The organism is Alphaproteobacteria bacterium (genome assembly GCA_017308135.1).
In the GTDB taxonomy this organism is placed as follows: Bacteria; Pseudomonadota; Alphaproteobacteria; order CACIAM-22H2; family CACIAM-22H2; genus Tagaea.
Genome location: JAFKFM010000003.1, coordinates 1 through 24211, shown reverse-complemented (window position 1 = coordinate 24211; position 24211 = coordinate 1). Strand labels below are relative to the sequence as shown.

Genomic DNA, 24211 nt, shown 5'->3' with positions numbered 1-24211 from the left:
GGCTTCGGCCGTGCCGCACCTCTTGCGTGCCGTCAGCCCGCAGCCTTCGGGTGTTGCGGGCGCGCCGATCACGACGGGCGCAAAGCGCGCGAACACGGACGACAACTCGCGTTCGTGGCCGATCCAGGTCGCTTCGCCCCAGCCGATATGTCCGGCCGTATCGATCGCGCGCAGGAACACCCACACCGTCTTCGCGCTCGCGCGAACGGGAAACAGGTCGATGGCGCGGAGTTTGGCGGTCATGCGACGACCTTGGCGGCGATGGCGCCCATTCGCAGCAGCATCTGTTGCTTTGCCTTGGCCGCGTGCGCGGTCGCAAGAATGGCGGCACCTTCGGCGTCGCGCTGGGATAGGGCCAGAATGATCTGACGGTGATCGGAAATCACGCCGGCGACGCGCTCGGCGCCGTATCCATGCCGCCCCCAAAGCGCGACGATGATGCCCCAGTGGCGTTCGAGCATGTTGATCGCCTCGAGATTACCGGCGGCCTTGTTGATTTCGGCGTGAATGGCGCGATTGATTTCCAGCAGACCTTGATAGTCGGCGGCAGCGGCGCGCGCCTCGAACTCGGTCTGGAGCCGTTCGACTTCCGCCAGTTGCGCGGCGGTGATGTTCTCGGCCGCGCGGCGGGCGAGCATCGCTTCGAGCGCGATGCGCAAATCGAACATGTCGCGGACGAATGCGGCGTCCACGGCGCGTACGCGCGCGCCGCGATTCGGCTCAAGGATGATGAGGCCTTCGCCATTCAATTGGTGAAGCGCTTCGCGCACCGGCATGTGGCTGGTCGTATAGCGCGCGGCGAGCTCCGCGATTTTCAAGCGGCTGCCGAACGCGATCTCGCCTGCCAAAATATCTTGGCGCAGCCGATCGGATACCGCGTGCGTGCCGATTTCTTGAGCCAAGCGACGTTTCCCTATTCCGGAGATTTTTGATCAAATCTCCGAATTATTTCGTGAAATATATGAATAGATAGCCAGATAGTCAAATAATTTGATCAAAAATGATTTTTCGGTCCTAAAACCAATCGAGGCAGTTTGATGCTCTCGTGAACGAAGGCTTCGGCGCATCTGGGTTTGCAGACTGGGCGATCGATTGCCGGCGCAGCAAGCGGCGGCGGATCTCGCGGATATGCTGTTCGGCCGTTCCGTTCGGCGGAGTCCGCTTCATCGGTCTCGTCCTCGTCCCATTCACGGTGACGACGGGCCGAGATCGCTCCCTTACGCAGGTGGCTCAAACCGACCTAAATGCGCTGACGAAGGTCGATGTACGACCGTTGGCGCGATCGCCTTCAGGCGCTTTCGCGCTCCACGATTTCGAAGCCCATGTCCCAGACCTTGCGCGCGAGCTTCTCGCCCGCAAGGCGCGCGCAGATCACTTGCGCCGCTTGACGGCCGATGTCGTAGCGCGGCACGCGCACGGTCGTCAGCGCCGGCGCGATTTCGGCCGCGACCTCCAGATCGTCGAAACTGCCGATCGCCACGTCCGTTGGCAGGCGCAAGCCACGGCGCGTCGCCTCGAACACAGCACCCGCCGCCAGCACGTCGGTTGCGCAGAACACCGCGCGCGGCCGTTGCGGCAGATCCATCAACGCCGCCATTGCGAGGCGCCCGCCCGCCATCGTGATCGGCACTTCTTGCGCCGCACCGTCGCGCGGGCGAAGCCCGCGTTCGGCGAAGGCGAGTTCGTAGCCGCCGCGCCGGTCGCGCATGCGGTCGTTATCGACCTGCGAGCCGCCGATATAGGCGATATCGGTGCCGTAGCGGTCGATCAGGAAGCGCACCATCGCGGCACTGCCTTGTTTGTAGGAGATGCCGACGGCGAGGTCGATCGGCGTTTCGGGCAAATTGGCGCCTTGCACGACGGGAATACCGGCGGCGCGCACCAACTCGATCGTCGCTTGCGTTTGCGAATTGCCGGTGAAGTAGAGCGCATCGACGCGCCGCGACAGCAAGCCGCGCACGACGCCTTCTTCGGCTTGCGCCGAGAAACCCGAGGCGCCGAGAACGAGTTGCAAATGGTGGCGCGCCAGTTCCTCCGACAGGCCTTGCATCGTATCGGCGATGAACGAGTTGGCGAGAACCGGTACCACCGCGCCGACCATGCCCGAGCGTTGCGATTTGAGCGCGCGGGCGACGAAATCGGGCGCGTAGCGCGTTTCGGCCAAAGCGGCGTCGACGCGCGCGCGCGTTTCCGGCGCCACCTTGTGCGGCTCGCGCAACACGCGTGCGACCGTCATCGTCGAAACGCCGGCATGGCGGGCGACGTCTTGAAGGCGCGAACGACCGGGGGATTTTTCGGCGGGCGGGGACATCGCGTTGTACATCGCAAATTTGTCTTGCATTCGTCAATGTACTCGATAACATTTGATCAAATTCCGGTTTTCGGATGGCAAGGCGCCGGCGAATCGCCGCCGCCATAGGGGAGAGAACGTCGATGCGCGAAGCTCAACGGACCAACTGCGTCTGCGACACGGCGGTGGCGAAATGACCGCCGTCGGCTTCATCGGCTTGGGGATCATGGGCGGGCCGATGGCCGCCAATATCCTGAAAAAGGGCCATAGCCTGACCGTGTTCGATATCGATGCGAAGGCGGTGGCGAAGCTGACGGCGCAGGGCGCACGCGCCGGCGCCTCGCCCGCCGAAGTGGCGGCGGCGAGCGATGTCGTCATCACCATGCTGCCCGACGCGCCCGATGTGGAGCGCGCGGTGCTCGGCCCGAAAGGTGTGGCCGAAGGCTTGAAGCCGGGATCGAGCTATATCGATATGAGCACCAGCGCGCCCGCGACGACGCGCAAGATCGGCGCGGCACTGGCCGCCAAAGGCTGCGCCACGGTCGACAGCCCCGTCGGCAAGACCGCCGAGCATGCGGTGACGGGCACGCTGACGCTGATGGTCGGCGGCGACAAGGATGCCGTCGCGAAGGTCCGCCCGATCCTCGACTGCATGGGGACGGATTTCTTCTATTGCGGCGGCTTGGGCAACGGCCACGCGATGAAGGCGACCAACAACATGCTGGCGACCACGCTGGTCGCGGCGAATGCCGAAATCCTCGCCGCCGGTATCAAGGCGGGCCTGACGCTCGAAACCATGACCTCGGTCATGCAAAAGACGATGGCGTGGAACAATCAGCTCGCCGTCGCTTTCCCGGTGCGGCCGCTGAAGGGCGATTTTGCGCCGGGCTTCATGCTGAAGCTGGCGCACAAGGATTGCCGCATCGCGCTGTCGATGATCGACGAGATGGGGCTCGACGCGCCGGTCAGCCGCGCCACGCTGGCCGCGTGCCGCGACGGCATGGATAAAGGCTTCGGCGAGAACGATGTCGGCGTCCTGCTGAAAATGCGGGAAGACAAAGCCGGCGTGAAGGTCAGGACCGGCCAGTGAGCCTCCCCCCGGACGGGCGCCGCACGCGCGGCTGGGCGGACGCGGTCTTCGTCTATTTCCGGACGATGGCTGTGTTCGCGCTCGTCTGGTGGGGAATCTCCATCCTCACGGGCAACGCGATGCTGCTGCCCGATCCGTGGCGTGTCGCGCGCGCGTTGGCCGACGTCGCGTCCGACGGCGATTTGTTCGCGCAAGCCGCGATCAGCGTTATCCGCCTGACGGCGGCATTATTGATCGCGGCGGCGATCGCCATTCCGCTCGGCCTCGCGATGGGAATGTCGCGCTTATTGGAACGCTTGATCGATCCGGTGGTCGAAATTCTGCGGCCGATCTCCGGCATCGCGTGGATTCCGCTGGCGTTGTTCATCTTCGGCGTGGGCCACGGATTGCCGATCTTCATCATGGCCTATACGGCGGCGTTCCCGCTGTTGATCGGCACGATCGCCGGGGCGAAGCAAGTCGACCGGCGTTTGATCGACGCGGCACGGGTCATGGGGCTTGGCCGCGCGGCGATCATCCGCCGCGTGGTGGTCCCCGCCGCGTTGCCCTCGCTGCTCGTGTCGCTGCGTTTGGGCGTGGCATCCGGCTGGACGGCGGTGATCGCGGCCGAACTTGTCGGCGCGCCCAACGGGCTCGGCTATGCGATCTCCTGGTATCGCGAAATGCTGGTCACGCCCAAAGTCATCGCCTTCATCGGCATGGTCGGCGTGTCGGGCTATCTCTACGATTACGGCCTGCGCCGCTTGAACGAGTATCTAACGCCTTGGGCGCCGAACGCGGGGGACCGGCGATGACCGCGTTCCTGCCGCGCGCCGCGATCCCGGTCGCCTTGCCGTTGGCGTTGATCGTCGTTTGGCAAGCGCTGGCGATGGCGTTCGGCGGCATACGCACGCCGCGCCCGGACCACGTCGTTACCGAAGGGATCGTGCTGTTCGCCAGCGGCGATCTGCCGATGGCGATGGTGCAAAGCCTGGGGCGCGTGTTCTCCGGTTTCGCGGTCGCGGCCGCGTTGGGAATTCCGCTCGGCATGCTGATGGGCACGGTGCGCGCGGCCGAACGCAATCTCGATCCGCTGGTCGAAAGTTTCCGGCCGATCGCGGCGATCGCGTTGCTGCCGATGGCGATCCTGTGGTTGGGGACGGGCACGCCGGCGGCGGTGATGCTCGTCGCCTATGCCGCGTTCTTCCCGATCGTCATCAACACGATCGCGGGCGCCAAATCCGTCGACCGCAATCTGATCCTCGCCGCCGCGACGATGGGGCTGTCGCGCGCGGCGATTCTGCGCACCGTCATCCTGCCGGGAGCGACGCCGCAAATCGCGGTGGGCTTGCGTATCGGCTTGGGCGTCGCGTGGACGGCGATCGTCGCCGCCGAACTCGCGGTCGGCGCCAAATCGGGCGGCGGCGGATCGGGCGGTATCGGGCAGATGATGTTCGTGTTCTTCGCCTATTCGATCGAGCTCAATCGCATCGTCGTCTGCATGGCGGCGGTCGGCGTCGTGTCGCTCGTTCTCGACTGGGCCGTGCGCACGTTGACCGGGCGCATCATGAAATGGAAGCAGCCATGACGATCGAGATCCGCAGCGTCACCAAATCCTTTCCGGCGGCGGGCAAGGGCGTGCTCGCCTTGGCCGAAACGTCGTTCTCGGTGGCGGATGGCGAGTTCGTCGTGATCGTCGGTCCGTCGGGCTGCGGGAAATCGACGCTGCTGAACATGATGGCGGGGCTTATGGCGCCGTCCTCCGGCGCCATCGTGGTGGATGGCGCGGAGGTTTCCGGTCCCGGCATCGATCGCGGCATCATGTTTCAGGATTACGCGCTGTTTCCGTGGCAGACGGTCGAAGGCAATGTCGGCTTCGCGCTCCAGCACGGGCCTGCGGGTGCCGACATGTCGCCGGCGGAACGCGCACGGCGCGTCGCCGATACGATCGCGCTGGTCGGGCTGAAGGGGGCGGAACACAAATATCCGCACCAGCTTTCGGGCGGCATGCGTCAGCGCGTCGCCTTCGCCCGGCTGCTCGCCTACGGGCCCAAATATCTGCTGATGGACGAGCCGCTCGCCGCCCTCGACGCGCAGACGCGCACGATCTTGCAGGACGAGTTGCTGCGCGTCTGGGGCCAAGCGCGACCCGCCGCCGAACGGCGCACGGTCGTCTTCATCACCCATGCGATCGACGAAGCGGTGTTCCTCGCCGACCGCGTAGTGGTGATGGGCAACAGCCCCGGCCATGTGCGCGACGTGGTCGAGATCGACCTGCCGCGCCCGCGCGACGATTCCACGCGCGCCCATCCGCGCTTTCAGGAACTCGTCCAGAAAATCTGGGGCCAGATCCGCAACGAAGCCTATCGCGCCGCAACGGCTTGAGAGCGGCGAACGACAACAACGAAAACCGATAACCAAAAGGGAGAGAACGATGACGCAAGCATTTCTGAATATCGGCCGCCGCGCCGTGGTGGCGGGCATCGCGGGGGCGATCGCCGCCCCGTCCATCGTCCGCGCCCAAGCGCGTCGTGCGGTGAAGGTCTCGGTCGGCCGCCAGCCCTTCGCGGCCGGCAATTCGCCGGTCACGCAATACATGATCGCCAACAAGACGTTCGAAAGCGTCGCCGCCGGCATGGGCGTCGATCTGACCGTTGATTGGCGCGACTACCCCTCCGCCATTCCGATGGTCGAGGCGTTCGTCTCCGGCAATCTCGATTTCGGCATGTGGGGCAACACGCCGATCGTGCGTTTGATCGCGCAACAGGCGCCGATCGTGTTGCTGAACGTGGGCGAAGGGCGCTTGCGCTTCGTCGTCGCGGTGCGGCCCGGCTCGCCGATCCGCAATCTCGCGGACCTCAAGGGCAAGACGGTCGGCGCGTTGCTCGGCGGCGACCCGTACAACGCCTTCACCCAGATGCTGCAATTCGAATTGGGTAACGGTGATCCGCGCGCCCACAACATCACGATGGTGAATTCGCCCACCCAAGCCCAGGCCGCGACGATCCCGGCCGGCATGGATGCGGCGGTGGTGATCCATCCCGCCTATCTCCAGGCCAATGCCGCGATCGGCACGACGGCGATCATGAATTCCTTCGGCTATACCGAAGCGCATTACGAAGGCCCGGCGGGCAAGGGGGCGGGCATTCTGCTCGACTCGGTCAAGAAGGCGCCGTTCTATCCCGATGGTTATTACCTGCATCGCTCGTTCTGGATCACCGGCCAGAACACCGTGCGCAACAACCGCGATGTGGCGACGGCGTTCGTGGTCGCGCAGCAGCAGGCGATCGACGCACTCGGCAAGATGCAGCCGGGGGCCGTGTCCGAACTCGTCAAAGCCTTCTGGAACCTGCCGCCCGAGCAAGGCGCCAAGGTCGTGGACGACGAGGTGTTGTTCAAGCGCGGCTGGTGCTGGCCGACCGAAGGCGACGCGGCGGCGATCCTGGAAATCTCCAAATACATGGTCGCGGGCAAGATCATCGAACGTCCGCTCGCCTGGTCGCAAGTGAAGGGCGCGTTCGCGCAAACGCAGGCGGTGTTGAAAGACGCTTACGAGAAATCGGGTTCGAAGCCCGCGGCGGCGGCGTTCGAAGCGCCGGATGCAACCGATCTGCGCGGCAAGCCCGCGTGGGAACTCGATCGCTGGAAGGACCGCACCTAAAGCCGATAGGCCGTCCGCGCGGTCGCTTCCTCGATCGCGCGGCGGCCGGCGGCGCTCAAGCCCGCTTCGTCGAGCAGCTTGCGGCTTTCCGCGACCCAGCGCGCATAACCGCCGCGCAGATCGATCACCGGCCAGTTGCTTGCCCACATCAGCCGGTCCGGTCCGAACCATTTCAGCAAATGGCGCAAAGCGGGTTCGAGTGTCTTGGCGCTCCAATCCGGGGCGGCTTCCTCGGCCAGCCCCGAGAATTTCGTGAAGACGCGCTTATGCGCGCCGAGCGTTTCGATCCCGGCGCACCATTCCGCGAAGCCGGGCTTGCCGCTGGGCGGGCTCGCGCCGTGATCGACGATGATCGTGATGTCTGGGAAGGCGGCGGCGGTTTTCGCCACGGCCGGGATATGTTCGGTGCGGGTGATGAGGTCCAGCGACAAGCCCGCCTTGCGAACCGCCGCCACGCCCGCTTGTGCGGCAGGGCGCGTCAACCAATCGATGCCATCGACGCGATTGAGCATTGCGCGCACGCCTTTGACCTTCGACCGCGTGGCGAGTGCCGCGAGCTGTGCGCCCGCATCCGGCGCCGTCAGATCGACCCAACCGACGACCCCCTTGATCGCGGACATCCGGGCGCTCGTTTCGATCAGGTGATCGGTTTCGTCGCTATTCGGCGCGGATTGGATCGCGACGGCGGCGTCGACACCCGCTTGTGCCAGCAACGGCGCCAGTTCTTCGGGCATCGCGCGGATATCGAGCGACGGCTCGCGGCGCACGATCAGGATGTCGTCGCGCCGTGCGGGGTCCCAGAAATGGATATGGGCGTCGATCATGGCAGGGGACATCCTTTGTCGATCAGGCTGTCCGCTTGCAGCGCACGCCAGAACGCGGCCGGAATGGGATGCGCGAGCAAAGCGAGATTGTCGGCGAGTTCGTCGACGTGACGGGGCCCGAGCAGCAGCATCGCGACGTCCGGATGGGCCAGCGGGAACTGCAGCGCCGCCGCGCGCAGCGGCACTTCGTGCTTGCGGCATAGCGCTTCGATGGCGCGCGTGCGCGCCAGAACGGGTTCGGGAGCTGGGTCATAATGGAACATGGCGCCCGGCACCGCCCCCGTCGCTAGAATGCCGGAATTGAACACGCCGCCGACGATCAGCTTCGTGCCTGCCGCGCGCGCGACGGGCACGAGTTCCAGCATCGATTGATCGAGCAGGCTGTAACGGCCCGCGACCAGCACGGCGTCGAATTTCGCGCGCGCCATCAGATCGAGTGGTGCATCGATCCGGTTGGCGCCGATCCCGATGGCGCCGACGATGCCCTGTTCGCGCAAAGCTTCGAGGGCGGGATAAGCCGCCATCGCCGCATCGGTACGGCCTTCGACATCGTGCAGATGGACGAGGTCGAGGTGGTTTGTATCGAGCCTTGCCAAGCTGCGCGCGATCGAACGCTGCGTCGCTTCGGGCGAATAATCCCAGATATCGGCCGCACGACGCGCCCCGCCCGGCGGGGCCGCCGCTTGGCCATAGGGTCGCGTGACGCCCGTCTTGGTCGACAGGAAATAATCGTCGCGCTTGCGGCCTTTCAGCCCGGCGCCGAGGCGCTCCTCCGACAAGCCGCCGCCGTAAAGCGGCGAGGTGTCGAAAGCGCGAATGCCCGCATCCCACGCGGCGGCCACGACCGCGCGCGCCGCATCGTCGCCGATCGGGTCGAATAACACGCCCAAAGCCGCCCCGCCGAGCCCCAAACGATTGGCCGGAAGCTTCATCGCTGCACGATGCCCCAGCGGCGCACGGTCACGCGTTCGATCGGTTCGAAGATCAGGCGATCCATGACGAGCCAGATCAGGCCGATGGCGATCATGCCGAGCAACACGGTCTCGGTGCGATACCATTGCACCGCTTCGATCGTCATGTAGCCAAGGCCGTTGGTGCCCGCGATCATCTCGGCCGCCACCAGGGCGCGCCAGCCATAAGCCATCGCCGTCCGGAAACCGACAATCAATTGGACGAGGGCGCCCGGCAGGATCAGCACGCTCGCCAGGCTCAAGCCCTTGCCGCCGAGCGAACGTACTGCGCGATGCAGCGCCTGCGGGATCGCCTGCACGCCGATCACGGTGTTGTAAAGCGTGGCGAAGAAAATCGTGTTGGCGATGACGAACACGACCGAGCCGATCCCGATGCCGAACCAGATAATGGCAAGCGGCACCCACGCGATGCCCGCGATCGATTGCAGGAAGGTCAGCAGCGGCTTCAGCGTATCCGCGACATGGCGGTTGAGGGCGATGGCGATGCCCAGCGGAATCGCGATGCCTGTGCCTACGGCGAAGCCCAGCGCCAATCGACCCAACGAGTTCACCACATGCCCGGCAAGCGTGCCGTCGGCGAGCGTTTCCAGAAGATGCGCCCACACGTCGGGCAGCGGCGGCAGCATGTAGGACGGATAGTCGACGTAGAGCGGCACGATCGCCCAAGCCGCCAATGCCGCCGCGAAGGGCAGAAGCCCGATGGCGTTGGACGGCTTCATGCGCGCTGCTCGGCGTCGGTGACAAGGCCCCAGCGCTCGATCGTCGCGCGCTCAATGGGCTTCAGATAGAACTGGTCGATCAGCAGCCAGATCACGCCGACCGAAATCATACCCACGATGGTCCGCGCGGTCTGATGGGATTGGGCGCCTTCGAAGATCAGATAGCCGAGCCCGGTTTTGGCGGCGACGATTTCGGCGAAGATCAAGCCGCGAAACGCGAAACCCGCACCCACGCGTAGCCCCGTGATGATGCCGGGCAAAGCGGCGGGCAAGATTACATGCGTTAGCACTTGAATCCGTGTGCCGCCCAGGGCACGCACCGCGTTGATCAGCGGTTGCGGCACGGTGCGCACGCCGATCAGCGTGTTGTAGAGCACGGGGAAGAACACGACATAGGTCAGCGCGATCAGGATCGTCTTGTAGCCGTAACCCCACCAGATCACGAAGATCGGGATCCAGGCGACCTCGACGATCGCGAACAGGAAATTGATCGTCGGCGAGAGTAGCCTCGACGCGAATGCGTTAAGGCCGATCAACACGCCAAAGAACACGCCGGCGGCGATGCCGATGCCCACCCCCGCGCTGTAGCGCGACAGGCTATCGATCGTATAGACGGGCAGAATGCCCTTGCGCATCAGATCAACGAAGGCGAACCAGACATCGATCGGTGCGGGATAGAAATAGGGTTCGAGCCCGACCAGCGGCACCGAGATTTGCCACGCCGCCAGGAACAGCAGAATGCCGGCGGCACCCTTGGCGGGGCGCGCGAGGCGCCGCGACCAGGGCATGCCGCGCGCGGGCGCTTGGATCAGCGTCCCGGCCATGACGTGACCTCCCGCACCCAATAATTCGTCGCGACGTCGTGAATATCGGCGGCGGCGACGTCCATCATGAAGACGGTCGCGTCCTTCACCTCGATTACGCGGCCAATGGATTGCAGCCGTGTGACGTGAAACGCCTCCGGCGCGAAGGCGAGCGTGATCGCGAAATGCGCCTTGCTGGGTTTGAGGTCGAGACCGGCGGTTAGGGATTGCGCGTGCAACTGCCCCCAGGCGATCCAGCCAAGGCCGATCGTCACAAGGGCTGCCGTCGCGTAAAGCGGCCGCATCAAAGGATGGCGGGCGTTCATGCCGCCTTGCCGTCGACGCCGCGCACGGAGGCGAGGACGTAATCACGAATTCGCGCGAATTCCGGATCGGCGCCGAGTGTGGCCCAATCGCGCCGGTCGCGCGCGATTGGTACGTCGACGATTTCTTTCACGCGGCCGGGGCCGGGCGTGAGGATCGCCACGCGGTCGCCCAGGAAGCACGCTTCCTCGACGCTGTGGGTGACGAACAGAACGGTGATGCGCGATTTCGACCAGATGCGCAGCAGTTCCTCCTGCAGCGTCATGCGGGTTTGGGCGTCGATGGCGGCGAAGGGCTCGTCCATCAGCATCACTTGCGGTTCGTTGGCCAGCGTGCGCGCGACGGCGGTGCGTTGCTTCATGCCGCCCGACAACTCGTGCGGAAACTTCGCCGCCGCGTCGGAAAGATTGGCCATCGCCAGATAATGGCGGGCGCGTTCGTGGCGCTCGGACTTCGGCACGCCCTTGAGCTTGGGGCCGAGCGCCACGTTGTCGAGAACCGTCATCCAGGGCAGCAACGCGTATTCCTGGAAGACCACGCCGCGATCCGCCCCCGGCCCCTCGATCCGCTTGCCGTCGAGCGTCAGCTCGCCGGCGACGGGTTTGAGGAAGCCGGCGATCGCCGAAATCAACGTCGATTTCCCGCAGCCGCTGGGGCCGACGACGCACAGGAACTCGTTCTCCCGGACGTCCAGCGAGAGTTTTTCGACGGCGAGGTGGTGTTCGCCGCGCGTTTCGTCCCGGTATTCGAGACGCAGATCGCGCGCGGCGATACGGATCTTGGGCGTGTTCATCCGCGTTTCGTTACAGACGGCGGTTGGCCGGGATCGGCTTCAGATCGTTGAAAAACTGCGGCGCCACCGCTTCGACATGCTTGTAGAACGACGCGTCGATGACGGTGGCGGCGTCGAGCGAGCGTGCCATGCGCTTGTCGGCGACGAGGGCGGGGATCGCCTTCTTGTTGTAGCCGTCGATCGAGTTGCGGGTGACGCGCAGATCGTAGAGCGAGTTGCGGATCGCGACCTTGACGACGTCGAGGTCGAGGCCGGGGATCCAGCGCATATCGATCTCGGCCGCCGCGTCGTAGTTCTGACGCAGCCATTGATGCGCTTCAGCGAAGGCGACCATGAAGCGGCGCAACTGTTCCGACTTCTGCGAGATGATCGCGCGCGTCGTCAGGATGGAGCCCGGATCGTAGCAACCATTGCAATTCCCGCGGATCACTTCGATGGCGCCGGGCGTGCGCAGCTTCGTGACCGTCGCCCACGGCTCCCACGCCGCCACGGCCTGCACGTCGCCCTGGCGCAAGGCGGTCGCGGTGTTGGCCGGCGGGATGTTGACCAGCGTCAGATCGGTGTCTTTGAGGCCGGCTTGGGCGAGAATGCCGAGCAGATAGCCTTCGGCACCCGTACCGCGCGCGAGGCCGACCTTCTTGCCGCGCAGGCTTTGCAGATCGTCGACGCGCACGCCGCCTTGCGGCGTGGTGATGATCGCGTTGTTCTGCGAATAATTGTCCGACAGCGCATCGCCGTGCAGATGGCCGATCAGCACCAGCGGCTGGCCGCGCGACACGCCCGCCAGGAACGGGACGGAACCCATGATGTTCACGTCCTGCGCGTTGGACAGCAGGCCGTTGATCATTTCGACGCCGGTTTGATACATGACCAGCTTCGCGTCCAGGCCGTGCTTGGCGAAAATGCCGCGCTCGACGCCGATAAAGGCGGCGGCGTGATCGGTCGCGTAAGCGGCGCCGATCTTTATTTCCAGCGGCTGCTGGGCGTTGGCCGCACCCGCCCACAACAAGGCGGCGGCCGCGACGAGATGTTTGAGTTTCAGCATTTTGTTTCGCTCCCTAGGTTTGATCGGCTCTCCGGCCGTTTCAGGTGTCGAGGCGGTTTTGATCGGGCCTGGTCGGCCAGATGAAATGACTGGCGGGTTTGGTGCCGCGCGCCCAGGCGCCGATCAGATCCTTGTCGCGCCGGCGTTGTTTCATCCGCGCGTCGATCGCGTCGGGCGACCAATCGGCCAGCAGGCGTTCCAGCAATTGCGCGCGGATCGCCGCGTGCGCGGGATCGTCGCCCAGATCGCGCAATTCGTCGGGATCGTCGGCGAGGTTGAAAAGCTGCGGCCGGTAGCCGTGATAATAGATCAGCTTCCAATCGCCACTGCGCAACATGCGCTGGCGCACCGCCATGCCACCGGTCCACACCGGTACTTCGTCGGTGCAGTACTCGGAAAAGGTTTCGTCGCGCCACGGCGCATTCGCATCGCGCGCGACGTTCAAGAACGAACGTCCTTGCGCGTGCGGCAAGGCGGGCGCGCCCATCGCGTCCACCATCGTCGCGGCGAGATCGACCAGATTGACGACCTGGCGCCGCCGTTCGCCCTGCGGGATCTGGCCGGGCCAGGATAGGATCAGCGGGACGCGCACCGATTCTTCGTAAAACGTGTGCTTCCACCACAGGCCGCGCTCGCCGATCTGGTCGCCGTGATCGGTCGAATAGACGATCAGCGTGTTCTCGGCGAGGCCATTGCGCTGCAAAGCGGCGAGCACTTCGCCGATCATCGCGTCGAGGCGGTAGGTGAGGGCGTAGTAGGCAATGCGCGCGCGCATCGCGTCGTCCGCCGGCACTTCGTCGATGCCGCGATTGTTGCGCCACCAGGCAAGCCACGGATGCTCCTGGCCCGAGGGCCCGCGCGGCAGGCGTGCGGGCTGAACCTTGCCGGCGAAGCGCGCGTAATCCGCTTTCGTCGCGACGTAAGGCGGATGTGGCAGCATGAAGCCGACGGTCAGCGCGAAAGGCTGATTGTCGCCGCCCTTACGCGCCGCACCCAGCCGATCGAGACAGGCGACCGCCGCGCGCGTCACGTCGCGGTCTTTGACCTCGTAGACGCTTTCGCCCGATCCGCTGCGGATTACGCTGGTGCGGTGCGGATCGTTGGTTTCGTTCAGCACGCCCATATCGTGGCGCGCGATGCCGCCCCAGTTGGGGCTGTGATCGCCGATCTCACGCTCGGCATAGCCGTGCAACTGATCGGGCCCCATTGCATGCAGACGGCCGATCAGAATCGGGCGATAGCCGGCGGCCCCCAGCGCATGCGGCCATGTCGCGCGGTCGGAGACGAGGAAATCGTCGTTGGTCCAGCAATCCTGCGCCGAGGGATGGCGCGCGGTCAGCATCGACATGCGCGACGGCACGCAAATCGGCGAGGGGCAATAGGCCGCGTCGAAGGTGACGCCTTCGCGCGCCAGCCGGTCGAGATTCGGCGTTTCGACGATTTTGTCGCCGTAGCAACCCGTCACGTGGAACGCGTGCTGGTCGGAGAACAGAAACAGGAGATTCGGGCGCTTGCTCATGGGGCGAGTCCCACGGCGCGGTGATGCGCGATCGTCAAATGGCGGTCGAGGGCGGCGGCGGCGGCTTCCGGATCGCGCGCCCGGAAAGCGCTGATCACGGCCATATGCTCCTCCAGCGCGGGGCTCACGCGCTCGGGCGTGAAGCGGCGATGCTGGCGGGCCAACCGGATCTTGTCGAAATTCACGCGATGGACGTCCGCGAGCGTCTTGTTGCCCATCCGGTCGATAATCAGATCGTGCAGCATCCAATCGACGCGCAAGGCTTCGTCGAGATTCTCGCGGTTCGGATTGGCGCGCACGCGCTTCATCACCCGCTCGGTCAGCGCCTCGATCTCCCGGATCACCGGCATCGGCGCTTCGGCGGCGAAGTGGCGCGCGGCGGCGAGTTCCAAAATCCGGCGCAGGCCGAAGGATTCGTTCAGCATCGTGACGTTCAACTCGGTGATCTGGATCCCGCGCTGCGGGATCAAGCGCACCAGCGCTTCCGCTTCCAGCCGCTTCAGCGCTTCGCGCAAGGGGCCGATCGGCACCTTCACGATCTCGCTCAGCTCGCGCTGGCTGACGAATTGGCCGGGCTTCAGGACTTCGGCGAACAGCCGCTCCTTGAAGCGTTCATAGGCTTTGTGGCGGAGAGCGGATTGGGTCACGATCTAAGTCATAACTGATATCTCAGTTTGCACTCAAGTCCCGATTTCGGCCATAGTCGGAAAAAATCGGAGGAGACGACATGGCGACGATCAAGGACATCCACGTCCGCACGCTGGAAAAGCCGCTCGACGGCACGATCCGCAATCCGCGTTACCGCTGGACCGTCAAGCGCAGCTTCCTCGTGTTCGTCGAAACGTCGGATGGGCGCGTGGGCGCGGGTGAGTCCTGGGTCGATGGCGGCGGGCCGGGCTCGCTGAAGGCCTTCGTCGAGGAAGATCTGAAACCCGTCCTGGTCGGCCAAGACGCCGATCTTTCCGAACAATTCTTCAAACGTGCGATCGACATGACGTCGGTATCGACCCGGCGCAGCCAGACTTGGGCCTGCATGAGCGCCATCGACATCGCGTTATGGGATTTGAAGGCGCAGCGCGCCGGGCTGCCGTTGTGGCGCCTGTTGGGCGGCAACGATCCGCGCGTCATGCCCTACGCCAGTGCCGGTCTCTACAAGACCGGCCAGACCGCCGACGAGTTCGCCGAGGAATACGCCGCCTATGTGAAGGAAGGCTACAAGGCCGTGAAGATCAAGGTCGGGGGCGCGAGCCATGCGGCCGACGTGGAGCGCGTGACCAAGCTCAAACGCGCGATGGGGCCCGATGCGCGGCTGATGGTCGATGCCGTTTCGGCCTACGACGTGCCGCGCGCCATCGCTTTTGCGCGCGCGGTGGCACCGCTGGATATCTACTGGTTCGAGCAGCCGCTGCCGATCGACGACGTGGACGGTATGGTGCGCGTGCATGAGCAAGGCGGCATTCCCGTATGCGGCATCGAGAACGATTACGGCCTGCCGAATTTCCGCCGGCTGATCGAACGCAACGCCGTACATTTCGTGCAGTTCGATCCGATCATTTCGGGCGGCATCACCTACGGGCGCAAGATCGCGGCCTTGGCCGAAGCGGCATTCCGCCCGGTGACGCTGCATCATTCGAATTCGGTTGTGTCGATGCTCGCCAACATCCATCTCGCCGCCGCGGTCGCGAACGCCGACTCGGTCGAACGGCATGTGTTCCATAGTCCGTTGTTCGAACGCGCCCCCGAAGGCACGTTCGCGATGACCGACGGCATGTTGACCGCGCCGGAGCGGCCGGGCCTTGGCGTGGATCTCAGCGCGATGATCGGCTAGTCCCGACGCCGCCGGAATGCTATCGAAGACGAAATAGAACCAAGGGGCGGAAGCGCAATGCAGCGGCAAGTCGGTCTCGTCGTTTTTCCCGAGTTCTTCCAGAACGAAGGCGTCGATCAAGTCCTCGACAATATCCAGCGCCGCGCGAAGCCGTTCGCGATCGCGACCTCGCCCTATGTGATGCGCCCCTCCGACGCCGCGAATGGCGGGCGCGAGCCGCCGATCGATGGCGGGCTCGGCACGGTGCGCCTGCTCGACCGGCCGCTTTGGGGCAAGCGCGAATTGTTCGTGCAGACCTCGGTCTCCTACGCGCCCAACAAGGCGCATTACGCGGGCTTGCGCTATCAGCCGCCCGCACCGGACGCGCATACCAAGGCCGAGGGCGCCATCATCGCGTCGGCTTTGGCCAAGGCGAAAGCGCGTGGGCTGAAGACCTATATGCAGGTCCAGGCGGCGATCCCGCCCGGCTATCGGGTGCAATTCGGCGGACCGAAACCGGAGGACGAGCCGTTGTCGTTCGACGGTTCGCGCGTCGGCGACCGGCTCGACAAGAACGGCTCGCTGGCGAGCGAGGAAATCCTCGCCTACACGATCGCGCTGTTGAAGGATCTGGCCGAGGCCTATCCCGATATCGACGGGTTCCATATCGATTGGCCCGAATACCCGCCCTATACGCTCGATAGCGCCTTCCTCGACTTCTCCGAGAGCGTCGCGCGTGCGGCCGATCGGCTCGGCTACGATTTCGAGGGCATGAAACGCGATGCGGCCGCGTTTCACGCGCGGCTCAACACGCGTTTGACGCTGGCCGAGCTGCAAGCGGCGGCGTCGGGCAATGGTATGGCCGCTTGGCTCGCCGACTATCCCGGCGTGGCGGCGGCGCTGAAACTACGCCGGAAATTGGTGACCGATTTCGTCGAGCGTTTGCGCCGGGCGGTGCCGGGCAAGGAGATGCTGCTGCGCAGCTTCCCGCCGCCTTGGACCGACATCTCGGGCTTCGACTTCCCAGCATTGGCGCCCAAGGTCGATGGAATCGCGGTCAAGCTCTTCACCATGCATTGGCCGATGATGGTCGGGTCGTGGGCGAAGCGCTTGCTGCGCGACAATCCGGGCCTCGGTACGCTCGATCAGGTCGCGCCGCTGGTCGCGAAGCTGTTCGACGTTTGCGATGCGCCGGAAAAGTTCGGGCTCGCGATCGCCGAGTATCCCGATTCCGACAGCCCGCATCCGGTGGATGCGGCGGCGCAAATGCGCAAGATCGTCGCGGCCGTGAAGGCGTCGGCGCCCACGCCGGTCAGCGCGATGGCGCATGGCTTCGGTCCGGTCGCGGATTTCGGCGCACGCTTCGACGCCGCGATGAAGGCGGCGAACGGCAAGGTGTGGATCAACCGCTATGGCTATCTCGCCGACGCGAAGCTCGACCTGATCGGCGCGGGCGGTTAGGCCTTCGCCCGCCGGGCGCGCCATTCGCGCCAGAACGGCCAGACGAAGCAGATCGCCGCGACCGCCAGCAGGGCGAGCGAGCCCGGCCGCGTGAACAGCGGCAGCATCGAGCCGTCGGAGATCATCAGCGCGGAGCGCAGCTTGCCTTCGGCCATCGGCGCCAGCACGAAGCCGATGACGAAAGGCGCCATCGGGAAGCGCGCCAGTTCCATCACCAGGCCGACGATGCCGAAGATCAACATGATCCACACGTCGGAAATCTGCCCGTCGACCGAATAGGCGCCGACGATGCAGAATACCAGCACCAGCGGGAACAGAATCGCGCGCGGTACGAGCATCAATCGCGCGAACAGCAAGACGCCGGCGGTCATCAGTGCGAACATGACGACGTGCGCGGCCAGATGCGTCGCCATGATCGTGTTGACGATTTCGGGATTGGTCGTCGCCAGCAGCGGGCCGGGCCGCAGATTGTGCATGACCAGGGCGGCCAGCAGGATCGCGTCCGCGATGCCGCCGGGAATGCCCAGCGCCAGCAGCGGGATCAGCGTGCCGCCGGTCGTGGCGTTGTTGGCGGTCTCGGCGGCGACGATGGCTTCCTCGCTGCCTTGGCCGAACTCCTCCGGCTTCTTCGACACGTTCTTGGCGACCGTATAGGCGACGATCGCCGACACCGTGGCGCCCACGCCCGGATGGATGCCGATCCACACGCCGATCAGCGCCGAGCGGATCATGTTCCAGCCATGTACGACGTAGTCGCGCAAGCCGATCATCACGCCGCGCATCGAGGCTTTGATATGGTCGGTGCTCTGCTCGACATGGATTGTGTCGGCGATCAATTGCGACAGCGCGAACAGGCCGATCACAACGGGCAGAAGCTGGAAGCCGTTGGTCAATGCGTCGGCGCCGAAGGTCAGGCGCACGAGGCCGGAGGTCTGGTCGACGCCCGGCATCGCGACCAGCACGCCGAGCAAGGCCGCAATCATACCCTTGAGAAACGAGCCGCGGCTGAGCGAGGAGACGAGCACGAGTGCGGTGAGGACCAGCGCGAAATTCTCCCACGGGCCGAGCAGCACGGCGATGTCGGCGAGGGGCCGCGTCAGCGTCACCAGGAAGATCCAGCCGACGAAACCGCCGACGATCGAACCCGAATTGCCCAGCCCCAAGGCGCGGCCCGGATAACCCTTTTTCGCGAGCGGATAGCCGTCCAGCGTGGTCATCACCGCGTTGGGCTCGCCCGGAATGCGCATCAGCGTGGCGGTCACGAGCCCGCCCGAAATGCCGCCGACGAACATCGAGATCAGCAGGATAATCGCATCGACCGGTGCCATCGAATAGGTGAAGGGCAAGGTCAGCGCCATCAGCATGCCGGCGGTGATGCCGGGCATGACGCCGACCGCGATGCCGATGGTCACACCGATGAACATGATGGTCATCGGGCCGGGCGAGAGCAGATGGAAGAAGGCGTCGATCAGCGTCACGGCAGCGACACCATCAGGATTTTGACGAATAGCAGATGGATGACGTAGGTGCCGGCGGCGGTCGAACCCAAGACCCACCACATCAGCGGCCGGCGAAACCGCGCCATCGCCGAGCCGACGATTGCCAGGAACGCGAAGGTCGACCACACGAAGGGAATGCCCAAGGCGATCGCGCCGACATAGGCGGCGGTCGCGGCATAGGTGAAGACGGCAAGGCCGGGCCGCAGCTTGTAATCGACTTCCGGATCGTCGAGCGACAAGCCGGCGATCACGCTTTGCGCGGATTGCCCGACTTTGAGGCCCAGCAGCGTGCGGATCAGCAAAATCGCGCCGAATATCCCCAGCACGATCGATACCGCCAACGGCACGGTGCCGGGGCCCAGCGGATCGTAATGGGCGGGCGGCTCGCGCAAGGCGGCCGTGCCGAAAACGATCGCGATCGCGAGGATAGCGGCCCCCGCGATCGCGTCGTTGCGCCGATCCTTCGGCGAGTCTTCGTTCGGCGACAAGGCGTGTCCGTCAGCGCGGCGGGGCGGCGGTCTTTGCGATCGGCTCGATCGCCTTGAACACGTCGTCCAAGCGCTTGGCGAAATCCGCGCCGCGCAGGAATTGGCCGGTCTGGGCTTGCTTCGCGAAGAAGTCCTTCAGTTCCGGCGTTTCGTTGGCCTTTTGCAGGGCGCTCGCCATGCCGTCGATCGCTTCCTTCGGCGTGCCTTTGGGCGCGAACCAGAAATTCTCGGCGCAATAGTCGAAGCCCAAGCCAAGCTCGCGCGCGGTGGGGATGTTCGGCTCCAGCGACAGGCGCTCCGGCCCCGAATAGGCAAGGGCGCGGATGCCGTTGGCTTTGTAGGTTTGGTATTCGGAGCTCGACAGCACCGTCAGCTGCGTGTGCCCGCCCATCAGCGCCGCGAAATTTTCGCCACCGCCGCCGATCTGCGCGTAGCGAAATTTGGCGCCCGGAAAGCCCTGTTCCATGAACAGCGCCATCATGTGGTTGAGCGCACCGATATTGACGCCGGTGACGATCGTGTTGGGCTGCGCCTTGGCCGCTTCCAGCAGATCCTTCAGCGTTTGGAAGCGCGAATCGCCGCGCACGATCGGGTGGAAGCAGAAGCCGCCGGTCAGTGCGACGGGCTCGAAATTGCGGTACGAAACGCCGCGCGCGGGATCGACCACTTCGCCCGACAACAGGGCAAGATGGATCGCCAGGAAGGTGTAGCCATCCGGGGCGGCCGTCATCACTTGGCGTGCGCCGACCGAGAAATGCCCGCCGACATTCTGGATCGCGACGGGTTGGGAGACGAGCTTCTTCTCGTCCAGCACCTTCTGGAGCGTGCGCGCGAGAATGTCGGTGGTGCCGCCGGGGCCGAAGGGCACGACGATGCGGATCGGCTTTTCGGGCCAAGCGGCAGCGGCGGGCGTGACGAACGCGAATGCGGCGCAGAGCGCGATGGCGAGTCTTCTCATTGTATTCCTCCCCTTGGATTTTTTTCGAGTATCGAGATCGAATTCGATGGCGTCAAGAACGGGCGGCACCACCGATGCGATAAAGTTGCGCGGCCGTGCCGCCAAAGATCGCGGCGCGGTCCGATATCGACAGATCCCCGAGAACGCGGTGCAGCATGTCGATTTGACGAGCGGCACCACACATCAATCCCTCGATCGGCAGATTGCTTCCCCACAAGCAGCGCGTGGGGCCGAAGGCTTCGACCGCGAAGCGAACGGGCACGTGGATCGCGGCTTCGTTCCAATCGCGGGCGATCGTCCACATCCCCGAAATTTTTATGTGGATATTGGGGCGCTTCGCCGCTTCGCGTACGCCCGCGCGCCACACATCCTCGAAGCCGGGTTCCAGCGTCGCCATATGATTGATTACGAACGGCGTATGCGGATGCGCGTCGGCGAGTTCGACGAGTTCCACGATCTGTTCGGGCAGCAAGATCATTTCCACGATGTGGTCCCGCGCCGCGATGCGCGCGATGCCGCGCCGGAAATCGTCGGACCGCGCGAGACCGGCGGCATTGGCGAAGCGCCACGGCGAATTCGTGCGAAAGGCGATGCCGGTGCGTATGCCGCGCACCGTTTCGTGGCGGGCGAGCGCATCGAGGGCGGCGTCGAGACCGGGCGAACGCGGGTCGAGATGCGCGATGCTCGCCGCGACGATGCCGTCGCCGGGGCGTATCTCGTCGAGCCATGCGGACTCCGCCGCCGGATCGGCCGCACCCGGCATCGCTTCGACATGCACGCTGGCGGCGATGTCGAGGCCTTCGGTCGCCGCGCGATAATCGGCGGGCAGAAAGTTCCGTTTGATCTTCGTGTGATCGCCGAAGGGGCGGGGTGGGGCTTCCGGCCGCAGCCACGCGTAAGGCAGACGCGCGAGGTCCCATAGATGATGGTGACCGTCGATCAGCTTGTAATCGCGCGCCGCACCCATGTCAGAACCTCACCAGCGCATCGCTCACGCGCTGCGACAGCACGTTGCCGATCGCTTTGCCGGTGCGGACCTTACCGTCGATCACGCCGGTCGAACCTTGGAACATCTCGTGCAGCATCGATCCGGGATCTCGGTCGACATATTCCACTTCTTTCACCGTATCGAGCGCTTGGCTAAGCGACAGCGCCCAAGGTTGTTCGGAGGTGTTGTGGAAGATGATCGGCAGGCCCGCCTTGCGCGCGTCCTGGTCGATGCGCAAGGCTTCGGTCACGCCGCCGCACCAGGCGATATCGGGCTGCAGGATCGACACCACGCCCGCTTCGATCAGCGCGCGGCAATCCCACAAGCTGAAGCAGAAATTGCCCAGCGCCAGCGTGATCGCGTCGCCCGCTTCGCGCTTCAGGCGCACATAGGCGCCGACATCGGCGGGCGATAGCGGGTCTTCGAACCAACGCACGCGATAAGGGGCGAGCGCTTCGACCATACGCAGCGTGTAGTCGACGTCCCAGCCCATAAACGCGTCGAGCATCACGTCGCGGTCGGGGCCTGCGGCTTCGCGCGCGCGGCGGATGAGATCGACATTCTCCGCGACGCCCGCTTCGCCGTCGCTCGGCCCCGCGACCATCGGCGTTTTAATGCCGAAGAACGGGCTTTTCGCGTAGCGCTCAGGCGATAGCGTTGTCGTATAGGCGGGCAATGTCACGTCGCGCCGGCCGCCGACCATATCGGCGATGTCGCGGCCCTCACGCTTGGCGCGCAAATCCCACAGCGCGATATCGATGGCGGAAACCGCCATCATCGCGAAGCCGGAACGGTCGAACGGCAGGATCGAGCGGAAGGCGATCTCCCAATTCTCGTCGATCTTGGTTTCGTCGCGGCCCGTCAGCAGGCGCGCGAACTGGTCGCGTACGATCGTCGCGACCACGGCGCCGCCATTCGTCATCGATACGCCCACGCGGCCTTGGGTGTCGGTGATGCGGGTGATGACCTTCTGTGGCGGCCACATCCACAGACTGCGCCGCGTGGCGAATTCGGGGAAGGGCGACATCGGCGTCGCCAGCTTCTGCTGGAAGATCGCGGAGTTGAGATAACCCGCTTCGAGCAGCAAGACGTCGATCGATGCGATCGCCATGGCGTGTCCTCCGTCAGTTATAGGCGCCGGGCAATTGCGCGCCGCCCGCGACCGGCAGATCGGCGCCGGTGATATAGCTGCCGGCGTCCGAGCACAGCAGCAATGCCGCGCCGACCATCTCTTCGGGTCGTGCGGCGCGGCCCAGCAGCGGCGCCGCTTTCTTTTGGATGTCGCGCCACTCGGCCTCGTCCTTGCGCCGCCAGCGATTGCGTTCGGTCTCGACCAGGCCGGGGGCGAGATTATTGACCAGCACGCCGTCGCGCCCGCATTGCGCGGCGAGATTGAGGGCGAGATTGGCTTGCGCCGCCTTCAGCGCGGCGTAAACCGCCAGTGACGGTTCGGGCCGCGTTTGATTGATGCTGCCGATGGTCAGCACGCGGCCCCATTTGCGCGCGCGCATCGGCGGAATGGCGAGGCCGAGCAATTCGATCGTCGCGTCGAAATTGATCCGCGTTTGGCGCTCCAGCTCGGCGGCCGAGATCGCGCTGAATTCCTCGCGCATCTGGACGGAGGCGCAAACGACCACGACGTCGATTTGGCCCAACGCGGCGACCGCACCGTCGAAAGCGCGCTTGGGTCCGCCTTGCGCCGCGAGATCGGCTTCGACCGCATGGGCTTGGCAGCCCAGGGCGCGGATCTGCGTCACCGTCTCCTTCGCGGCGTCGGGAAAGCCGAACGCCTTGTCGGCTTCGGCGGCGTAATGCACGGCGATGTCGGCGCCGTGTTCTGCGAAGCCCAGCGCGATCGCGCGGCCGATCGACAGGCTCGCCCCCGTGATCAAGCATTTGCGGCCGCGCATGGAAAAGATCGAGGATGTCATGGACGATGTTCCTAGAAGGCGACGCGATGAGGGAGCGGCGCGCGCTGGCCGATTCGCACGGCCAGCAGATCGCCGGCGAGCGTTTCGGTGCGCAGCTTGTCGCGCGACAGCACGCGGCGTTGGGAGGTGACGAATAGCGTTTCGCCGTCCGGCCCGCCGATTTCCGGCATGGTCGGGCGGGAGACCGGCACTTCGACGATGCGGTCGAGCGTGCCGTCCGGCAAACGGCGTTCGATACGTCCGCCTTCGACGACCGCGACCCACAACGCGCCATCCGCATCGACGCAAGTGCCGTCGGGAATCAGCCCGTCGGGGTATTTGACGAAAACGCGCGATGTGCCCAGCGCGCCGGTCGCGGGATCGTAGTCGATCGCTTCGATCGTATGCGTGGCGCTGTCGGCGAAATACATGATCCGGCAATCGGGCGAAAAGGCGATCCCGTTGGGCACGGCGACGTTCTCGCGCACGCGCGTCAAACGCAGGTCCGGATCGAGCCGGTAGAGCGCGCCGAAAGGCTGCGCACGGCCCGACTTATCCATCGTGCCGAACCACAAGCGCCCGGCGGAATCGGGCTTGCCGTCGTTGACGCGCGTCAGCGGATTGTCGGCTTCGACGGGAACGAGATGGGCGCCCAATCCCGTGGCCGGATCGAATTCATGGATGCCGTCCTCCAGCCCCACCAGCATGCCGCCCTTGCGCCGCCCGGCGAGCATGCCGGGCATCGAGGGCATGTTGAAGATGCGCTCCTCGCCGGTCGCGGGCGCATAGCCCAGGACGCGCTGGCCTTGGATATCGATCCACCACACGAAGCCGCTGGGCGCGTCCCAGAACGCGCATTCGCCGGTCACGGCGTTGGCGCGATGCACGGCTTGCGCGGCACTCGAAGGGATCGTCGGTGTGTTGCTCATGCGCCGGCCTCCGCGCCGAAACGTTTGAATGCGCCTTCCGGCGACAATTGGTTCATGTCGAGGGCGAGGCCCCAGCCCGGTCCTTCCGGGATCGGCGCCGCGCCATTCTGCGGGCGCGGGAAGGGGGCGGTCAGAATCGCGTCGAAGACGGGG

26 protein-coding genes are annotated in these 24211 nt (G+C 65.2%); 7 read left to right on the top strand and 19 right to left on the bottom strand.

Annotation, left to right across the window (positions count from 1 at the left end; genetic code table 11):
* The 3 genes from J0H39_00165 to J0H39_00155 form a co-directional block, all read right to left on the bottom strand.
* On the bottom strand, positions 1–243 hold a 243-nt coding region (locus J0H39_00165), incomplete at its 3' end, for a hypothetical protein (GenBank protein MBN9495139.1).
* Positions 240–902, bottom strand: coding sequence for a GntR family transcriptional regulator (locus J0H39_00160; GenBank protein MBN9495138.1), 663 nt, complete (start codon positions 900–902; stop codon positions 240–242). The genes J0H39_00160 and J0H39_00165, both read right to left, overlap by 4 nt.
* 386 nt (positions 903–1288) lie before the next feature.
* Positions 1289–2236, bottom strand: coding sequence for a LacI family DNA-binding transcriptional regulator (locus tag J0H39_00155; protein MBN9495137.1), 948 nt, complete (start codon positions 2234–2236; stop codon positions 1289–1291).
* Positions 2237–2483: 247 nt separating this feature from the next.
* On the opposite strand from J0H39_00155, the gene J0H39_00150 reads away from it, so the two are divergent.
* The 5 genes from J0H39_00150 to J0H39_00130 are packed head-to-tail and all read left to right on the top strand — an operon-like array spanning position 2484 to position 7020.
* A complete protein-coding gene (locus tag J0H39_00150; GenBank protein MBN9495136.1) occupies positions 2484–3380 on the top strand; it encodes an NAD(P)-dependent oxidoreductase in 897 nt (298 codons plus the stop codon).
* Positions 3377–4174 carry an ABC transporter permease gene (locus J0H39_00145; GenBank protein ID MBN9495135.1) on the top strand — a complete coding sequence of 266 codons (798 nt, stop codon included), beginning with the start codon at positions 3377–3379 and terminating at the stop codon, positions 4172–4174. The genes J0H39_00150 and J0H39_00145 overlap by 4 nt, the downstream gene beginning before the upstream one ends.
* A complete protein-coding gene (locus J0H39_00140; protein MBN9495134.1) occupies positions 4171–4947 on the top strand; it encodes an ABC transporter permease in 777 nt (258 codons plus the stop codon). The genes J0H39_00145 and J0H39_00140 overlap by 4 nt, the downstream gene beginning before the upstream one ends.
* Positions 4944–5744, top strand: coding sequence for an ABC transporter ATP-binding protein (locus J0H39_00135; GenBank protein ID MBN9495133.1), 801 nt, complete (start codon positions 4944–4946; stop codon positions 5742–5744). The genes J0H39_00140 and J0H39_00135 overlap by 4 nt, the downstream gene beginning before the upstream one ends.
* Positions 5745–5793: 49 nt before the next feature.
* The gene (locus J0H39_00130) at positions 5794–7020 is read left to right on the top strand and encodes a PhnD/SsuA/transferrin family substrate-binding protein (protein MBN9495132.1); all 1227 of its coding nucleotides are present in this window, start codon (positions 5794–5796) and stop codon (positions 7018–7020) included.
* Here the strand turns inward: J0H39_00130 and J0H39_00125 are convergent.
* From J0H39_00125 to J0H39_00085, 9 genes are read right to left on the bottom strand one after another with little or no spacing between them, the layout of a single operon-like run.
* The gene (locus J0H39_00125; GenBank protein ID MBN9495131.1) at positions 7017–7844 is read right to left on the bottom strand and encodes an amidohydrolase family protein; all 828 of its coding nucleotides are present in this window, start codon (positions 7842–7844) and stop codon (positions 7017–7019) included. The two genes, J0H39_00130 and J0H39_00125, sit on opposite strands and share 4 nt — an antisense overlap.
* On the bottom strand, positions 7841–8776 hold the full coding sequence (locus tag J0H39_00120; GenBank protein ID MBN9495130.1) for an aldo/keto reductase: 936 nt from the start codon (positions 8774–8776) through the stop codon (positions 7841–7843). Before J0H39_00120 ends, J0H39_00125 begins: the two co-directional genes overlap by 4 nt.
* Positions 8773–9534 (bottom strand): ABC transporter permease, encoded by a 762-nt coding sequence (locus J0H39_00115; GenBank protein MBN9495129.1) that lies wholly within the window; start codon positions 9532–9534, stop codon positions 8773–8775. The genes J0H39_00120 and J0H39_00115 overlap by 4 nt, the downstream gene beginning before the upstream one ends.
* A complete protein-coding gene (locus tag J0H39_00110; protein MBN9495128.1) occupies positions 9531–10322 on the bottom strand; it encodes an ABC transporter permease in 792 nt (263 codons plus the stop codon). Before J0H39_00110 ends, J0H39_00115 begins: the two co-directional genes overlap by 4 nt.
* A 20-nt stretch (positions 10323–10342) precedes the next feature.
* A complete protein-coding gene (locus J0H39_00105; GenBank protein MBN9495127.1) occupies positions 10343–10663 on the bottom strand; it encodes a hypothetical protein in 321 nt (106 codons plus the stop codon).
* Positions 10660–11454: an ABC transporter ATP-binding protein gene (locus J0H39_00100; protein MBN9495126.1), complete on the bottom strand. Its 795-nt coding sequence runs from the start codon at positions 11452–11454 to the stop codon at positions 10660–10662. The genes J0H39_00105 and J0H39_00100 overlap by 4 nt, the downstream gene beginning before the upstream one ends.
* A gap of 10 nt (positions 11455–11464) precedes the next feature.
* A complete protein-coding gene (locus tag J0H39_00095) occupies positions 11465–12499 on the bottom strand; it encodes an ABC transporter substrate-binding protein (protein ID MBN9495125.1) in 1035 nt (344 codons plus the stop codon).
* A 40-nt stretch (positions 12500–12539) separates the two neighbouring features.
* Positions 12540–14018: a sulfatase-like hydrolase/transferase gene (locus J0H39_00090; protein ID MBN9495124.1), complete on the bottom strand. Its 1479-nt coding sequence runs from the start codon at positions 14016–14018 to the stop codon at positions 12540–12542.
* Complete coding sequence (locus tag J0H39_00085; protein ID MBN9495123.1) at positions 14015–14665, bottom strand: GntR family transcriptional regulator; 651 nt, start codon at positions 14663–14665, stop codon at positions 14015–14017. The genes J0H39_00090 and J0H39_00085 overlap by 4 nt, the downstream gene beginning before the upstream one ends.
* 80 nt (positions 14666–14745) lie before the next feature.
* On the opposite strand from J0H39_00085, the gene J0H39_00080 reads away from it, so the two are divergent.
* Both J0H39_00080 and J0H39_00075 read left to right on the top strand, forming a co-directional pair.
* Positions 14746–15846: a mandelate racemase/muconate lactonizing enzyme family protein gene (locus J0H39_00080; GenBank protein MBN9495122.1), complete on the top strand. Its 1101-nt coding sequence runs from the start codon at positions 14746–14748 to the stop codon at positions 15844–15846.
* A gap of 57 nt (positions 15847–15903) precedes the next feature.
* Entirely contained in the window at positions 15904–17286 is a 1383-nt protein-coding gene (locus tag J0H39_00075; GenBank protein ID MBN9495121.1) for a hypothetical protein, read from the top strand.
* Here J0H39_00075 and J0H39_00070 read toward each other — a convergent pair.
* The 7 genes from J0H39_00070 to J0H39_00040 are packed head-to-tail and all read right to left on the bottom strand — an operon-like array spanning position 17283 to position 24058.
* A complete protein-coding gene (locus tag J0H39_00070) occupies positions 17283–18719 on the bottom strand; it encodes a tripartite tricarboxylate transporter permease (GenBank protein ID MBN9495120.1) in 1437 nt (478 codons plus the stop codon). The genes J0H39_00075 and J0H39_00070 overlap by 4 nt on opposite strands.
* Positions 18720–18760: 41 nt before the next feature.
* Positions 18761–19273, bottom strand: a complete 513-nt coding sequence (locus J0H39_00065; GenBank protein ID MBN9495119.1) for a tripartite tricarboxylate transporter TctB family protein — start codon at positions 19271–19273, stop codon at positions 18761–18763.
* 10 nt (positions 19274–19283) lie between these two features.
* Positions 19284–20231: a tripartite tricarboxylate transporter substrate binding protein gene (locus tag J0H39_00060; protein MBN9495118.1), complete on the bottom strand. Its 948-nt coding sequence runs from the start codon at positions 20229–20231 to the stop codon at positions 19284–19286.
* Positions 20232–20283: 52 nt separating this feature from the next.
* The gene (locus J0H39_00055; GenBank protein ID MBN9495117.1) at positions 20284–21198 is read right to left on the bottom strand and encodes an amidohydrolase family protein; all 915 of its coding nucleotides are present in this window, start codon (positions 21196–21198) and stop codon (positions 20284–20286) included.
* Between the two features lies 1 nt (position 21199).
* A complete protein-coding gene (locus tag J0H39_00050; protein ID MBN9495116.1) occupies positions 21200–22330 on the bottom strand; it encodes a hypothetical protein in 1131 nt (376 codons plus the stop codon).
* 13 nt (positions 22331–22343) lie between these two features.
* Positions 22344–23150 carry an SDR family oxidoreductase gene (locus tag J0H39_00045; GenBank protein ID MBN9495115.1) on the bottom strand — a complete coding sequence of 269 codons (807 nt, stop codon included), beginning with the start codon at positions 23148–23150 and terminating at the stop codon, positions 22344–22346.
* An 11-nt stretch (positions 23151–23161) separates the two neighbouring features.
* Complete coding sequence (locus tag J0H39_00040) at positions 23162–24058, bottom strand: SMP-30/gluconolactonase/LRE family protein (protein MBN9495114.1); 897 nt, start codon at positions 24056–24058, stop codon at positions 23162–23164.
* Positions 24059–24211: the final 153 nt, after the last annotated feature.

Bases quoted from the DNA above. Each gene is read 5' to 3' on its own strand.
- J0H39_00155 (MBN9495137.1), bottom strand. From the start codon at position 2,236: ATGACGGTCGCACGCGTGTTGCGCGAGCCGCACAAGGTGGCGCCGGAA.
- J0H39_00150 (MBN9495136.1), top strand. From the start codon at position 2,484: ATGACCGCCGTCGGCTTCATCGGCTTGGGGATCATGGGCGGGCCGATG.
- J0H39_00140 (MBN9495134.1), top strand. From the start codon at position 4,171: ATGACCGCGTTCCTGCCGCGCGCCGCGATCCCGGTCGCCTTGCCGTTG.
- J0H39_00135 (MBN9495133.1), top strand. From the start codon at position 4,944: ATGACGATCGAGATCCGCAGCGTCACCAAATCCTTTCCGGCGGCGGGC.
- J0H39_00130 (MBN9495132.1), top strand. From the start codon at position 5,794: ATGACGCAAGCATTTCTGAATATCGGCCGCCGCGCCGTGGTGGCGGGC.
- J0H39_00125 (MBN9495131.1), bottom strand. From the start codon at position 7,844: ATGATCGACGCCCATATCCATTTCTGGGACCCCGCACGGCGCGACGAC.
- J0H39_00120 (MBN9495130.1), bottom strand. From the start codon at position 8,776: ATGAAGCTTCCGGCCAATCGTTTGGGGCTCGGCGGGGCGGCTTTGGGC.
- J0H39_00115 (MBN9495129.1), bottom strand. From the start codon at position 9,534: ATGAAGCCGTCCAACGCCATCGGGCTTCTGCCCTTCGCGGCGGCATTG.
- J0H39_00110 (MBN9495128.1), bottom strand. From the start codon at position 10,322: ATGCCCTGGTCGCGGCGCCTCGCGCGCCCCGCCAAGGGTGCCGCCGGC.
- J0H39_00105 (MBN9495127.1), bottom strand. From the start codon at position 10,663: ATGAACGCCCGCCATCCTTTGATGCGGCCGCTTTACGCGACGGCAGCC.
- J0H39_00100 (MBN9495126.1), bottom strand. From the start codon at position 11,454: ATGAACACGCCCAAGATCCGTATCGCCGCGCGCGATCTGCGTCTCGAA.
- J0H39_00095 (MBN9495125.1), bottom strand. From the start codon at position 12,499: ATGCTGAAACTCAAACATCTCGTCGCGGCCGCCGCCTTGTTGTGGGCG.
- J0H39_00090 (MBN9495124.1), bottom strand. From the start codon at position 14,018: ATGAGCAAGCGCCCGAATCTCCTGTTTCTGTTCTCCGACCAGCACGCG.
- J0H39_00080 (MBN9495122.1), top strand. From the start codon at position 14,746: ATGGCGACGATCAAGGACATCCACGTCCGCACGCTGGAAAAGCCGCTC.
- J0H39_00075 (MBN9495121.1), top strand. From the start codon at position 15,904: ATGCAGCGGCAAGTCGGTCTCGTCGTTTTTCCCGAGTTCTTCCAGAAC.
- J0H39_00070 (MBN9495120.1), bottom strand. From the start codon at position 18,719: ATGACCATCATGTTCATCGGTGTGACCATCGGCATCGCGGTCGGCGTC.
- J0H39_00060 (MBN9495118.1), bottom strand. From the start codon at position 20,231: ATGAGAAGACTCGCCATCGCGCTCTGCGCCGCATTCGCGTTCGTCACG.
- J0H39_00055 (MBN9495117.1), bottom strand. From the start codon at position 21,198: ATGGGTGCGGCGCGCGATTACAAGCTGATCGACGGTCACCATCATCTA.
- J0H39_00050 (MBN9495116.1), bottom strand. From the start codon at position 22,330: ATGGCGATCGCATCGATCGACGTCTTGCTGCTCGAAGCGGGTTATCTC.
- J0H39_00045 (MBN9495115.1), bottom strand. From the start codon at position 23,150: ATGACATCCTCGATCTTTTCCATGCGCGGCCGCAAATGCTTGATCACG.
- J0H39_00040 (MBN9495114.1), bottom strand. From the start codon at position 24,058: ATGAGCAACACACCGACGATCCCTTCGAGTGCCGCGCAAGCCGTGCAT.